This window comes from Dellaglioa sp. CoH-57-MRSF-20 (assembly GCF_056781955.1).
Map to the genome: position 1 here is coordinate 379406 of NZ_JBXAXV010000001.1, position 15172 is coordinate 394577.

General features: G+C 34.7%; 12 protein-coding genes. All 12 read left to right on the plus strand.

Translation table 11 applies throughout. The annotated features are described in order from the left end of the window. Window positions 1-51: 51 nt before the first annotated feature. Window positions 52-615 carry an aminoacyl-tRNA hydrolase gene (gene pth / locus AC1RPN_RS01765; protein ID WP_409021584.1) on the plus strand — a complete coding sequence of 188 codons (564 nt, stop codon included), beginning with the start codon at window positions 52-54 and terminating at the stop codon, window positions 613-615. A 36-nt stretch (window positions 616-651) separates the two neighbouring features. After that, window positions 652-4173 carry a transcription-repair coupling factor gene (gene mfd / locus AC1RPN_RS01770; protein WP_481760855.1) on the plus strand — a complete coding sequence of 1174 codons (3522 nt, stop codon included), beginning with the start codon at window positions 652-654 and terminating at the stop codon, window positions 4171-4173. Window positions 4174-4194: 21 nt separating this feature from the next. Further along, window positions 4195-5763: a putative polysaccharide biosynthesis protein gene (locus AC1RPN_RS01775; RefSeq protein ID WP_481760854.1), complete on the plus strand. Its 1569-nt coding sequence runs from the start codon at window positions 4195-4197 to the stop codon at window positions 5761-5763. Between the two features lie 17 nt (window positions 5764-5780). Next, entirely contained in the window at window positions 5781-6047 is a 267-nt protein-coding gene (locus tag AC1RPN_RS01780) for an RNA-binding S4 domain-containing protein (protein WP_481760853.1), read from the plus strand. Window positions 6048-6091: 44 nt separating this feature from the next. Next, window positions 6092-6478, plus strand: a complete 387-nt coding sequence (locus tag AC1RPN_RS01785; RefSeq protein ID WP_481760852.1) for an FtsB family cell division protein — start codon at window positions 6092-6094, stop codon at window positions 6476-6478. Window positions 6479-6577: 99 nt separating this feature from the next. Further along, window positions 6578-7057, plus strand: a complete 480-nt coding sequence (locus AC1RPN_RS01790; RefSeq protein ID WP_481760851.1) for a S1 domain-containing RNA-binding protein — start codon at window positions 6578-6580, stop codon at window positions 7055-7057. A 76-nt stretch (window positions 7058-7133) separates the two neighbouring features. Continuing rightward, window positions 7134-8501, plus strand: coding sequence for a tRNA lysidine(34) synthetase TilS (tilS, locus tag AC1RPN_RS01795; RefSeq protein WP_481760850.1), 1368 nt, complete (start codon window positions 7134-7136; stop codon window positions 8499-8501). Between the two features lie 5 nt (window positions 8502-8506). Further along, entirely contained in the window at window positions 8507-9046 is a 540-nt protein-coding gene (hpt, locus tag AC1RPN_RS01800; protein WP_409021576.1) for a hypoxanthine phosphoribosyltransferase, read from the plus strand. A gap of 93 nt (window positions 9047-9139) precedes the next feature. Further along, entirely contained in the window at window positions 9140-11218 is a 2079-nt protein-coding gene (ftsH, locus tag AC1RPN_RS01805) for an ATP-dependent zinc metalloprotease FtsH (RefSeq protein WP_409021575.1), read from the plus strand. Window positions 11219-11295: 77 nt separating this feature from the next. Then, window positions 11296-12180: an Hsp33 family molecular chaperone HslO gene (hslO, locus tag AC1RPN_RS01810; protein ID WP_481760849.1), complete on the plus strand. Its 885-nt coding sequence runs from the start codon at window positions 11296-11298 to the stop codon at window positions 12178-12180. 71 nt (window positions 12181-12251) lie between these two features. Continuing rightward, a complete protein-coding gene (gene dusB / locus AC1RPN_RS01815) occupies window positions 12252-13262 on the plus strand; it encodes a tRNA dihydrouridine synthase DusB (RefSeq protein ID WP_481760848.1) in 1011 nt (336 codons plus the stop codon). 71 nt (window positions 13263-13333) lie between these two features. Further along, window positions 13334-14833, plus strand: a complete 1500-nt coding sequence (lysS, locus tag AC1RPN_RS01820; RefSeq protein ID WP_481760847.1) for a lysine--tRNA ligase — start codon at window positions 13334-13336, stop codon at window positions 14831-14833. Window positions 14834-15172 lie beyond the last annotated feature (339 nt).

Sequence of the window (15172 nt, forward strand, 5' to 3'; positions counted from 1 at the left end):
AGTTGAATAAACTTGCCCAGATGTTTGCGTTTATTTAAAGGAGAAATTAAAATGAAAATGATAGTCGGTTTAGGAAATATTGGGCAAAAGTATGATGGAACAAGACACAATGTCGGATTCGCTACAGTAGATGTATTTGCAAAACAACATAATGCCGATTTTGGATCTAGCAAGTATGAAGCGCAAGTGGCATCGTTTAATTTAAATGGTGAAAAAATTGTCTTAGTTAAACCATCTACTTATATGAATGATTCAGGTCGAGCTGTTAGACCGTTGATGGATTTCTATAAAATTGATGTTTCAGACATCCTTATTGTGAACGATGATCTTGATTTAGAAGTTGGTCGGATTCGATTACGTCAAAAAGGATCAGCAGGCGGACATAATGGTTTGAAAAGCATTATCGCACATACAGGAACACAGGAATTTAAACGTATTAAAATTGGTATTGACCATCCAGACAAAGTTTCTGTCGTAGATTGGGTATTAACGAAATTTTCTAAAAACCAAGAAAAAGACTTAGGTGATGCAATCAATACAGCAACTTTAGCAATTGAGGATTGGTTGGAAACAGATGATTTTATGAATACGATGAACAAGTATAACCATAAATAAGAAAAAGCTGTTTAGAAAAGGGTAAAGGGTAGAATAATGAATTTAGAAGCAATGATGCAGACTGTTCCTGGTGTAGATAACTGGCTAACAAATATTGAACCTAATACAAGACAATTGTTAACTGGACTAACGGGTTCAGCTAAAACATTGATGTTAGCTACTATTTTTAAAGATAAAAAAAAATCTATGTTGGTTGTGACAGATAATTTATTTCATGCAACACAATTAAATGAAGATTTAACTAACTTTATTAATGAAGAAGATGTGCTTACATTCCCAGTTGAAGAATTATTAGCTGCAGAACTGGCAACAAGTTCACCAGAATCTAAAAGTGAACGTGTCCAAACGCTTCAGGCTCTATTAGAAGGAACACCAAAGATTGTTGTAACATCAATCTCGGGGTTACGACGTTTTCTAGCACCTGTTTCAACGTGGAAACAAGCAACATTAAACTTAGCTGTTGGAAAAGATATTGATTTGAAAGCCACGGAAACTCAACTCTTTACGATGGGCTATCAACGTCAAAAGTTGGTTGAACGTCCTGGGGATTTTGCTGTACGTGGTTCTATCTTGGATATTTACCCATTGACCGTAGAAAACCCAATTAGACTAGATTTATTTGATACGGAAATAGATTCATTACGTTATTTTGATGTGACTAATCAACGAAGCTTAGAGAATGTGGACCAGATTCAAATTATACCCGCGACAGATTTTATTGCGACTGACGCTATGCTATTGGAAGCTAGTCAAACATTAAAAAAAGCGTATGGTGTTGAATATAAGCGATTAGATAATGATGATCAAGAGCGATTAGAATCAAATATTATGCCGCTTATGAGTGATTTTGAAAAAGGACGCTTAGCTCCGGAACATTTATTATTTAGCGATATTATTTATCAAGGTAAAACAAGTCTGTTAGATTACTTGGGTAGCAATGGTTTAATTGTAATGGACGATTATCCGAGATTATTAGAAGCTGAAAAGACGCTTAAACTAGATGAAGATAACTGGATGGCAGATAAGTTAAAAACACATCAAGTTTTGTCTACAAGTGTTTTTGGATTTGAATTACGAGATTTATTGAAAAATGAATCGCATGCTGAATTATTTCTGGCTCATTTTCAAAAAGGAATGGGTCACCTCAAATTTAATCAATTGATTGATGTACCAGGACATGCCATGCAACAATTTTTTAGCCAAATGCCATTACTTAAAACAGAAATGGATCGTTGGTTAAAAAAGAAACAGACTATTATTGTTATGGTTCAAGATAAAGAGCGACTTGATAAAGTCTCACAAACCTTGGATGATTTTGAGATTCCTTCTATCATGACGACTTTGGATAGCCTACAGTTAGGAAAAGTTCAGGTAGTAGAAGGTAACTTACAAGCTGGATTTGAATTGCCAATGGCAAACTTAGTTGTTGTGACAGAACATGAAATGTTTAACAAAGTCACTAAAAAACGTCCAAAACGCCAAACATTAGCGAATGCAGAACGCCTTAAAAGTTATCAAGATTTGAAACCAGGAGACTATGTGGTCCATGTTAATCATGGTATTGGACAGTTTATTGGAATGGAAACATTAGAAGTCGATGGTAAACATCAAGATTATATGACAATTTCTTATCGGGATGAAGCTAAATTATTTATTCCAGTAACCCAATTAAACATGGTTCAAAAGTATGTTTCTTCTGAATCTAAGTCACCTAGAATTAACAAATTGGGTGGTACTGAATGGACCAAAACGAAAAATAAAGTTGCTGCTAAAATTGAAGATATTGCTGATGATTTAGTTGCATTGTATGCTGAACGTGAAGCAGAAGTTGGATTTCAATTTTCAAAGGACAACGATTATCAGATGGAATTTGAAAATGCATTTCCATACTCTGAAACTGAAGATCAAATTAGAAGTTCAAATGAAATTAAGCACGATATGGAACAAAAGAAACCAATGGATCGTTTATTGATTGGTGATGTAGGTTTTGGGAAAACAGAAGTCGCGTTACGTGCCGCTTTTAAAGCCATTCAAGATAATAAACAGGTTGCTTTATTAGTGCCTACAACGGTGTTAGCGCAACAACATTACGAAACAATGATTAATCGATTCGAAGGATTTCCAGTTGAAATTGGGATTTTATCTCGTTTTAGAACAAAGAAACAACTTAAAGAAACAACTGATAAAATGGCTAGTGGTGCATTAGATATTGTCGTTGGGACACATCGAATTTTATCGAAAGATATTCAATTTGCTGATTTAGGATTGTTAATTGTTGATGAAGAGCAACGGTTTGGTGTGAAACATAAAGAACGACTCAAAGAGTTTAAGTCACAAGTGGACGTCTTAACGTTAACGGCAACGCCAATCCCAAGGACACTTAATATGTCGATGCTTGGGGTTCGCGATTTATCAGTAATTGAAACGGCACCATTGAACCGTTACCCAATTCAAACTTATGTAATGGAACAAAATGGTGGAACTATTCGAGATGGAATACAACGTGAACTTCAACGTGGTGGACAAGTTTTTTATTTGCATAATCGAGTTGAAGATATTGAAAAAGTAGTTTCAGAAATTGAGATTATGGTTCCTGAAGCTAGTGTCGCGTATATCCATGGTCAAATGACTGAAAATCAATTAGAAAATGTCTTGTATGATTTCATTCAAGGTGTCTATGATGTGTTGGTAACAACGACAATTATTGAAACGGGCGTAGATATTTCTAATGCTAATACATTATTTGTCGAAAATGCTGACCACATGGGATTGGCGCAACTTTACCAGTTACGTGGTCGTGTTGGTCGTAGTAGTCGAATTGCGTATGCCTACTTTATGTATAAACCTAATAAGGTTTTGACTGAAGTGAGCGAAAAACGCTTAGAAGCAATCAAAGACTTCACCGAATTGGGTTCTGGATTTAAAATTGCTATGCGAGATTTATCTATTCGTGGAGCAGGAAATCTATTGGGCCGACAACAACATGGTTTCATTGATTCTGTTGGATATGATTTATATACACAGATGTTGACAGAAGCTGTGAATAAAAAACAAGGTAAAAAAGCTGAGCCTAAATCAGATTCTGAAATTGACATTAATATTGAAGCTTATTTACCATCATCTTACATTGATGATCAGCGTCAAAAAATTGAAATTTATAAACGTATTCGACAGCTTGATAATTATGATCAATATTTGGAAGTACAAGGTGATTTAATTGATCGTTTCGGCGAATTTCCAACTGAAGTGAATAACTTAATGGAAATTGGCTTACTTAAATTATTTGCCGATAAGGCATTAGTTGATAAAATTAAAAAAGATAAAGACCAGTTAATTGTTTCTGTTTCAGAAAAAGGAACGACATTGCTGGGTACGGAAGCAATTTTCATGGCATTATCAGCAACAAAATTAAAAGCGTCATTAAAAACTCAGGGCAAACAAATGCGTGTGATTTTAGTGATTCAACCTAAGATGACTGAGACTGACTGGTTGATTGAATTACAAAACTTTATTCAAGCGTTAAGCGAATCCGTTGGGTCAGTGACTGCAGCTAACTAATAAAAAAGGAATCGAAATGATATGGGAAATAAGCAACTTAGACATTTAATGCGTGGTGCAATGATTCTATCGATTGCCTCACTAATTGCCAAGATTTTGAGTGCCATTTACCGAGTGCCATTCCAAAATTTAGTCGGAGATACGGGCTTCTATATTTATCAGCAAGTTTATCCTATTTATGGGATAGGGATGACTTTTGCTTTGACTGGATTTCCCGTCTACATTAGTAAGTTAATTGCTGAAGAGCCTTCGAAAGAAGATAAAATAAAATTGTCTCATGATATATTTATTGTTTTAAGTATATTTAGTTTAGTTATCTTTTCTGGCTTACAATTAGGAGCTTCATGGATTGCGACAGCTATGGGTGATGGACAGTTAGCAGGCTTAATTAAAAGTGTTTCATTTATGTTCTTATTTTTACCTGTTTTAGCAGTGGGACGTGGTTATTATCAAGGTATTTTTGAAATGAACAAAACTGCTGTCTCCCAAGTTGTTGAACAACTATTACGTGTTGGACTCATTATTTTAGCGGCATACATTGCGGTTGAAAATAATATGTCATTATATTCGATGGGAGCATGGGCAATGTTTGGGGCAACTATTGGTGCTATTGGCGCAAGTGTTTCTTTTATTCACTTTTACAGGGTTGAATTTAGGAAGACTAGGCTTCAAACAAACTGGCAAAGATTACTGATAACCTCTAAAAAATTATTTTCGGAGGGTCTTATCATCTGTCTATTTGCAGCAATGATGGTGCTATTACAATTAGTTGATTCATTCACAGTGAAAAACGGATTAGTGCACTTTGGTTATTCAAATAATATTGCAAAATCGTTAAAAGGAGTCTATGACCGTGCACAGCCTTTAGTACAACTTGGACTAGTTATTTCTGTTGGGTTCTCTTCGATGTTATTGCCATCTCTGGCTTCGGCCCGTCGTGAAAACCGAAAAAAGGATTTTCAACGATATGCTGGGATGTTAGTGCACATAACGGTGGCGTTATCGATGGCGGCAACCATCGGACTGATTGCTGTTATGCCACTTGTTAACCAATCTTTATTTGGGGATCAACTTCAAAATGGTACATTATCGGTTTATATGTTTAGTATTTTCTTAGCAGCAGTTATTGGAACATACAACAGCGTCCTACAGAGTCTGGGATTGTATCGTACGTCAGTCATTGCTTTGATTATCGGATTGTTACTTAAAATGAGTATTAATTTTTACCTAGTTTCTATATTAGGAACAGTTGGAGCAAGTATTGCGACAATCTTAAGTTTATTACTTGTATTAATTGCCATGTGGGTTATGTCACCCAGTGAGATTAGACAGTTACTAATTGATCCCAAATTTATGATGAAATTAACTTTAATTTGTGTAATTATGGGAATTGTGGTTTATTTATTAGATAATCAGTTAATTAATTGGACGAATGACAAGCGATTGTTGAGTGGCATTATAGCGCTCGTTTCTGGATCTATTGGTGCTGGAATATTTGGTGGTTTAGCAGTTAAATGGGAATTATTTTCGATTCGAGAATGGCTAAGCTTTCCATTTGGAAAACGTATTTTAAAAAAATTTATAAGATAAATAAAGGGGATTAACTAATGAGATTAGATAAATTTTTAAAAGTGTCACGTATTATTAAACGTCGTACAGTTGCAAAAGAAATTGCAGATAAGGGTCGAATTATGATTAATGATAAAATGGCAAAATCTTCAACAGATGTTGTTGTTGGGGATGAGTTAACAATCCAATTTGGTAATAAAACGCTGACTGTTCGAGTTATGGCGCTTAAAGAAACAACGAAAAAAGCAGAATCAATTGATTTATATGAAGTTGTTTCTGAAGTTTATACAGAAGAAAGTCGATAATTATCGATTTTTAATTGGAGTCCTTTATTGGGTTAGGAGACAAGATGGCCGATAATAAATCGAAAATTAAATTTTTAGATAATGATTTTATGAAAGCTAATAAAACAGAAAGAAAAAAAGATCAACGATTGGTAACTATTCACCGCCGCCGTATGATTGGATTAGGAGCTGTTTTAATAATTATAATCATTTTCTTTAGCGTACAGTTAATTTCAACCAAGCTTAAGGTTGCACATTATAAGCAAGAAACAGCAGTTGAACAAACGAAATTAAAAAAAGCTAAAGCAAATCAAAAAGATCTTAAATTTCAAATTAAACAATTAAATGATAACGATTATTTATTAAAATTAATTCGTGAAAAATATTATTTCTCTAAAAAAGGTGAAACTGTCTATAGTTTTCCTAGTGATAAAGCAAATTTAAAAAACTAATCAATCAGGGATAGAATTACCCGTGATTTAACTTTGTATCAAGGTTTATAGCGTGGTATACTAGTATGGTATATATATCTAAGGAGGAACAACTTTTTTATGTCTATTGAAGTCGGAGAGAAAGTTTCAGGTAAAGTTTCAGGAATTACAAATTTCGGTGCATTTATTGATTTGGGTGACAGAAAAACAGGATTAGTACATATTAGTGAAGTTTCTGATGGATTCATCAAAGATATTCATGATGCACTAACTGTTGGGGATGAAGTCACAGTTAAAGTTTTATCCATTGGCGACGATGGTAAGATAAGTTTATCAATACGAAAAGCTGTTGATAAGCCTCAAGTAACAGAAACAAAATCTCGTCCACAGAAAACATTTAATAAAGATACTCGCGCATCGACTGGTTCTCGTCCATCAAATGGTGGTAAGAATCGCTATCAGACTAAAAAAGTTGAACCTCAAAAAGATGACTTCGATTCATTGTTGTCAGGCTTTTTGAAAGATAGTGAAGATCGGTTAGTTTCATTAAAGAGAAGTACTGAAGGTAAGCGCGGTGGCCGTGGTGGCCGACGTAATTAATAACGAATTTTAAAGATGAGTGGTTGAAATGAAAATTTTAAACCACTCTTTTTTTAATGAAAAAAGGAGAAAAGTTTTGCTGAATACAAGATTTGAGGCTCAATATCGGCTACTTGGTAGTCCTGAAAAAATTCTGGTTGCTGTTTCAACAGGTGTTGATTCAATGGTCCTCATGGATTTGTTGCAACGATTACCAGATGAAATCCGGCCTGAGATAGGCGTTGCCTACATTGACCATCAATTAAGAGAGCAGAGCCGTATTGAAACTGAGTTCATCGAAAAGTATTGTCTAGATCATCAATTTAAATTATATAAAAAAGTTTGGCCAGTACATGAACATGGATTAAATGGTATTGAAAATGCAGCGCGCAAAATGAGATATGATTTTTTTGAGCAAATAATGGTATCAGAAACTTATGCAACGTTAATGACAGCGCATCAAGCAGATGACCAGCTCGAAACACTTGTTATGAAAGGAATTCGTGGCGGAGATATCAGACAGTTAACGGGTATCAGTCAAACTAGATCATTTGGACCAGGGATGTTAGTTAGACCGTTACTTTTGTTCACAAAACAGGCTATTCGGCAGTACGCAAAGCATGAAAACATTGTTTTTTTTGAAGATGAAACGAATCAATTAAGTGATTTTTTTAGAAATCGAGTTAGAAAAGAAATTATACCGAAAATGCTTGAAAATAATAAACAAGTAATTAAGCATGCACAAAGTTATGCAGATCAGTTAACGAACCTATTAGATTTAGCAGATGAAGCAATTAGTGAAAAAATAAAAGAAATCAAATATGCTTCAGGATTTAAAATAAAAATGTGGACCACGTTGGAAACAAGGTGGCAAAAGCCGATATTGAAAAAAATCGCTGAAGAACATGGTGTTTTCTTAAAAGAAGACCAAATACAGCAAATTAGCCAGTTACTGCTGAATGAAAAAAAACCACAGGGTGAACTTAATTTAGGTGATGATCAATTATTTGTTAAAAAATATGAGTACATGGATTTCATTCAAAAAGAGAAAATAATTGAAAGTACTTCTGAAAAAATAATACTCGGTATGAATTCATGGGTTAATTTAAATAATAATGAAAAAATTGGCGTATTTAAAGCTGAAGAGATTAATCTAGATGAAGTAACTATAAAAGATTATATGATGGTTGATCACTCTATTGTTGAAGAGGGGCTTAGCTTGAGACATCGGTTGCCAGGCGATTATATCGACATAGGAAATAGTGCAAAACAAAAAATAAAAAAAATATTTATTGATCAAAAAATAAGTAGTAATGACCGTAATCAGGCTTGGGTATTAGAAACTAATACTAAGCGAATCATTTGGTTAATAAATTATAAAAAATCTCAATTGTCAGACACCGTTGAAACTGATAAAATACAAGACATAATCGTTTTAAAAAAACAAGGTCAGGGAAGAGGCTAAAGTGTATGGATGAAGATATCAAAAAAGTTCTTTACAGTGAGCAAGAAATTCAAGATGTTACTCGGCGATTAGGAAAACAGATTACCGCTGATTATCAAGGCAAAAATCCATTGCTTGTTTGTATATTAAAGGGCGCCTATCTTTTTATGGCTGACATTGCTAAAAATGTTGCAGATTATGCAGAAGTTGATTTTATGAATGTTTCGAGCTATGGGGATGGTACCGTATCAACTGGTGAGATTAAGATTATCAAAGATTTAGATATTGATGTTAAAGGCAGAGATGTGATTATTGTTGAAGATATCGTGGATACAGGACAAACTTTAGCTTACTTAATCGATCTGTTTAACAATAGAAATGTAAAATCTGTTAAGGTTTGTTCGTTGTTGGACAAACCAGAAGGTCGTAAAGTGACTGTTAACGTTGATTATGCAGGATTTGAAGTTCCAAATGAATTTGTAGTTGGTTATGGATTAGATTATGCTGAAAAATATAGGAACTTACCATATATTGGCGTCTTGAAACCTGAAATTTATACAGAGTAAAATAATGGTCAAAGAATGTCAATTGTGATATAGTGTATCCTATTCAAACGATAGTTGAAATAAAAATAAAGAAAAACGGGCAGGAGAGTAGATATGAAAAACAATCCTAAAAATGGACTTTTTAAAAATAGTTTATTTTACATAGTTATCATGCTTGGGATAATGGGTGTAATGTACTTCTTTTTTGATGGAAACAGCAAAACGGAAACACAAGAAATTCAATCAAGTGAATTTGTCTCAAAATTACAATCAAACCAAGTGAAATCATTTGATATTCAACCATCAGGTGGTGTCTACAAAATAACAGGGACTTATAAGAAAGCTCAAACAGAAAAGAGCAAGGATACTGGGTTCTCATTAATTCCAGCTTCAAAGAAAACAACAAAAGTTAAAAACTTTACGTCAACAGTTATTCAAAATGATTCAAATATGGCACAAATTTTGAAATCATCTGAAGCAACAAAGACAAAAATGGATACAAAAGAAGAACAATCAGATAGTATCTGGTTGCAATTAGCAATTACGGTTATTCCACTTGTATTAATGGTCGGCTTTTTCTATCTTATGATGGGACAAGCAGGACAAGGTGGCGGTGGTGGCGGTAAGGTGATGAACTTTGGTAAATCAAAAACAAAACCTTCCGAGAAAAAAGATAATAAAGTTCGTTTTGCTGATGTTGCCGGTGCAGAAGAAGAAAAGCAAGAACTTGTTGAAGTTGTTGAATTCTTAAAATCACCACGCAAATTTGCTGATTTAGGCGCTCGAATCCCATCAGGTGTTCTCCTAGAGGGACCTCCTGGTACTGGTAAAACTTTACTCGCAAAAGCAGTAGCTGGTGAAGCTGAAGTACCATTTTATTCAATTTCCGGTTCTGATTTCGTAGAAATGTTTGTCGGTGTTGGGGCAAGTCGTGTACGTGATTTGTTCGAAAATGCTAAGAAAACTGCACCATCAATTATCTTTATTGATGAAATTGATGCTGTCGGACGTCGTCGTGGCTCTGGTACAGGTGGCGGTAATGATGAACGTGAACAAACATTGAACCAATTACTTGTTGAAATGGATGGATTTACGGGTACAGAAGGTGTGATTGTAATTGCAGCTACTAACCGTTCGGATGTTCTGGATCCAGCACTTTTACGTCCTGGTCGTTTTGATCGTAAAGTTTTAGTAGGTCGCCCAGATGTTAAGGGTCGTGAGGCTATTCTTAATGTTCATGCAAAAAACAAACCGTTAGCATCTGATGTTGATTTAAAAGTTATTGCTAAGCAGACACCTGGATTTGTTGGTGCTGATTTAGAAAATCTTTTAAATGAAGCTGCATTATTAGCTGCTCGTCGTAATAAATCAAAAATTGATGCAAGCGATATGGATGAAGCTGAGGATCGTGTTATTGCGGGACCAGCAAAACGTGATCGTACGATTAATGAAAAAGAACGTCAAACAGTTGCATTCCATGAAGCCGGACATACAATTGTTGGATTAGTCCTAAATGATGCTAGAGTTGTTCACAAAGTAACAATTGTCCCTCGAGGTCGTGCTGGCGGTTACGCAATCATGTTACCAAAAGAAGATCAAATGTTATTGTCTAAAAAAGATATGAGTGAACAAATTGCTGGATTAATGGGTGGACGTGCAGCTGAAGAAATTGTTTACAATGAACAATCTTCAGGCGCATCAAACGATTTCCAACAAGCAACACAAATGGCTCGCTCAATGGTTACTGAATATGGAATGAGTGAAAAACTCGGACCTGTTCAATTAGAAGGCAATAGCCAAATGTTCGCTGGTGGTTCAGGTCAACCAAGTGCTGCTTACTCAAGCAATACGGCTGACATTATTGATTCTGAGGTTCGTCGTCTATCTGAAGAAGGTATGAAACTTGCTAAAGAAATTATTGAAGCACATAGAGAACAGCATAAATTGATTGCTGATAAGTTATTAGAATTTGAAACACTTGATGAAAAAGAAATTTTAAGCTTGTTCGAAGATGGCAAAATGCCAGAAAAAGACGATGCAAATGAATTTCCGAGTGAAAAAGATGGTTCTTTTGAAGCAACAAAAAAAGAATTAGAACGTAAAGATGCAAAAAAAATAGCTGAAGAAACAGATGAAGTTGATTTATCTAAAACGGTTGTTTTTTACCCCAAAGTGAATAAAGACGATAAATAATCGTTACTTAAGAACTCCGATGGATTATCTATCGGAGTTCTTGTTGGTCTAAAATGAATTATTTAAGGAGAAAACGAATGAAAGATTATCTTGTAAAAAGTTTGGCCTTTGACGGTAAATTAAGAGTATATGCTGTTACTGCGACAAATACGGTTGCTGAAGCACAAAGGAGACATGACACATGGAGCGCAGCATCAGCTGCACTTGGGCGGAGCCTAATAGGAACATTATTACTAAGTACATCTACATTGTCAGCCGATGAAAAAATGACCGTTAAAATTAATGGTGATGGGCCAGTTGGTGCTATCGTAATTGATGGTAACGCTGATGGAACAGTTAAAGGATATCTGAGTGAACCCCACGTTCATTTACCATTAAATGAAAAAAATAAAATTGATGTTAAAGGTGCCGTTGGAACAACTGGATCAATGGCAGTAACAAAAGATATGGGTATGAAGGAACCGTTTACGGGACAAGTCCCATTGGTTTCAGGTGAACTTGGCGAAGACTTTACTTACTATTTAGCTAAATCAGAGCAGATTCCATCATCAGTTGGATTATCTGTATTTGTGAACACGGACAATACAATCGAAGTGGCCGGTGGGTTTATGATTCAAGTAATGCCTGGCGCAACTGATGAAGTTATCGATAATTTAGAAAAAAAATTAGCAGAAATGCCTATGATTTCAGAATTGCTAAGAGATGGTAAAACGCCAGAAGATATTATATATCTGATGTTTGGTAAAGAAAATGTTAATATCTTGGATACAATGCCAGTTGCGTTCGAATGTGATTGTTCAAAAGATAAATTTTACGGTTCATTAGCTAGTTTGCCAAAAAGCGATATCACTGAAATGATCGAATTGGATCATGGTGCCGAAGCTGTTTGTCGTTTTTGTGGAAATCGATATCAATATTCTGAAAATGAATTAATGAAATTATTAGAGGGTTCAGCTAAATAAATTTTATCAATATATGATTTGTGTTATGATACTAAACAATAGTAAGTGTAAAAAACGATGAGGTGAATAGAATGGAATGGAAAATTGGCGATATATTAATTCCTAATCAAGTAGTTGTTGCACCTATGGCAGGTGTAACAAATGCGGCATTCAGAATGATTTGTAAGGATTTTGGTGCTGGATTAGTAGTTTGTGAAATGATTTCTGATAAAGGAATCCAATTTAGAAATAAAAAAACGTTGAGCATGTTGTTTGTAGATCCAAGAGAACATCCAGTTAGCGTTCAAATTTTTGGCGGAGATAAGGAAACATTGGTTGCTGCTGCTAAGTTTGTTGAAGAACACACGTCAGCCGACATAGTCGATATTAATATGGGTTGCCCTGTACCTAAAGTAACAAAAACAGACGCAGGCGCACGTTGGTTGCTTGATCCAGATAAAGTATACGAAATGGTTGATGCGGTTACTAATGAGCTGTCAATTCCGGTAACAGTTAAAATGAGAACAGGCTGGGACGAAGATCATATTTTAGCAGTTGAAAATGCCTTAGCTGCTGAACAAGGTGGTGCAGCTGCACTTGCAATGCACGGAAGAACACGTTTCCAGTTGTATAATGGTAAAGCAGATTGGAATATTTTACATGAAGTTAAAAGTAATTTAAAAACAATTCCTTTTATGGGTAATGGTGATATTAAAACGCCACAAGATGCAAAGAAGATGTTAGATGAAGTCGGTGCCGACGCTGTTATGATAGGCCGTGCTGCATTAGGAAATCCGTGGATGATTAGGCAGACAGCAACGTACCTTGAAACAGGTGAACTCATTGCTGAACCTTCAGCATCTGATAAAATTTTAGTTGCTAAAGAACACTTGCACGCACTTTGCCAGATAAAGGGTGAGGTTATTGGACCTAAAGAATTCAGAAGTCAAGCAGCATACTACTTAAAAGGTATTTCGCGTTCAGCTCGTGCTAAAGCAGCATTGAATGAAGCAAATTCAGAAGCTACTATGATAACGATATTTGATAAATTTTTAGAAGATACAAAAGAACGTGAATTCAAATTAATGCAAAAAGAAGCATAGAATTAGTTGCATTTTATTGGGTTAATTGGCATGATAGTAAGTGAAATATGTAATTAAGTGAGGGATATAATATGGTAAAGCAAGAACAAAGTATGAATGATCAATTAAAGGTACGTCGTGAAAAAGTTGTTGAACTTCGCGAAGCAGGGGTCGATCCATTTGGACACCGCTTTGAACGTAAAGACATGACTAAAGCATTACATGATAAGTATGATGCATTAACTAAAGAAGAACTTGATGGTATGGATATCCAAGCTACTATCGCAGGTAGATTAATGTCTAAACGTGGTAAAGGTAAAGTGAGTTTCGCTGATATTCAGGATAAAGATGGACGTTTACAATTATATGTCCGTAAAGATGTTGTAGGTGAAGATACATATCATATCTTTAAACGTTCAGATATTGGTGATTTTGTTGGTATAACAGGTGATGTTATGAAAACAGATATGGGTGAATTAACGATTCGCCCAACAGAAGTTACTTTCCTATCAAAAGCATTACGACCATTACCAGATAAATTTCATGGTTTGCAAAATGTAGAACAAATCTATAGACAAAGATATCTTGATTTAATCACAAATCGTGAAAGCTTTGATCGATTTATGAAACGTAGTCAAATTATTTCAGCTGTAAGACGTTATTTAGATGGTAATGGATATATTGAGGTTGAAACGCCAGTACTGCATAACCAAGCAGGTGGAGCATCAGCTAAACCATTTACAACACATCATAATGCGTTAGATATTGAACTATACTTGAGAATTGCACTAGAATTACATTTAAAACGACTTATCGTTGGTGGAATGGAAAAAGTATACGAAATTGGTCGAGTGTTCCGTAATGAAGGAATTGATACAAAACATAATCCTGAGTTTACAATGCTTGAAACGTACGTTGCATACTATGACTTCCATGATGTAATGGATGAAACTGAAGGCATTTTTAAAGCAGTCGCAGATGTAATTTCAAATGACGGAATTATTGAATATGATGGAAAAAAAGTAGATTTTAATAAAAAATTTGCAAGAGTTCATATGGTAGATGCTATTAAGTCCGTAACTGGAGTGGATTTTTGGAAAGAAATGTCAGTTGAAGAAGCACAAAAATTGGCAGATGAACATCATGTTAAATATGAAACATATTGGAAAGTTGGCCATATCATTAATGAATTTTTCGAAAAATTTGTTGAAGATACAATTGTTGATCCTACTTTTGTTTATGGACATCCTTTAGAAATTTCGCCTTTAGCAAAGAAAAATGAAGATGATCCAAGATTTACGGATCGTTTTGAAATGTATATTTTAGGTACAGAATATGCTAATGCATTTACTGAGTTAAATGACCCCATTGATCAAAGAGAGCGATTTGAGTCCCAAGTTGAAGAACGTGAAGATGGTAACGATGAAGCGGAAGGAATCGATGAAGATTTCATTGAAGCACTCGAATATGGTATGCCACCAACAGGTGGTTTAGGAATTGGAATAGATAGGTTGGTTATGTTAATGACTGATGCACAATCTATCAGAGATGTGTTATTATTTCCAACTATGAGACCAGATGATAATCAATAAATATTTTTAAATTATTTTATAGGATTATTTTTGATGAATAATATTATATGAGAGTATTGTCGCTATGTGACAATACTCTTTTTTTACTTTTATTTCAGCAGTAAAAGTAATAATAAAACACGATGTACACGTTTACATTCATTGATTTAGATTTAATTTAAATAAAGGCTTGACGAAGGTGATTATTCTTGGTAAAGTAATAAACGTTGCTTCAGTAGTAAACAACTAATTCAAATGTGACCAGTTAATTAATTAAAAAAGTTCTTGACAATTAACGAAATCCTTGATATGATATAAAAGTTGTCAAAAGCAACCAAGTAGATCTTTGAAAACTGAACA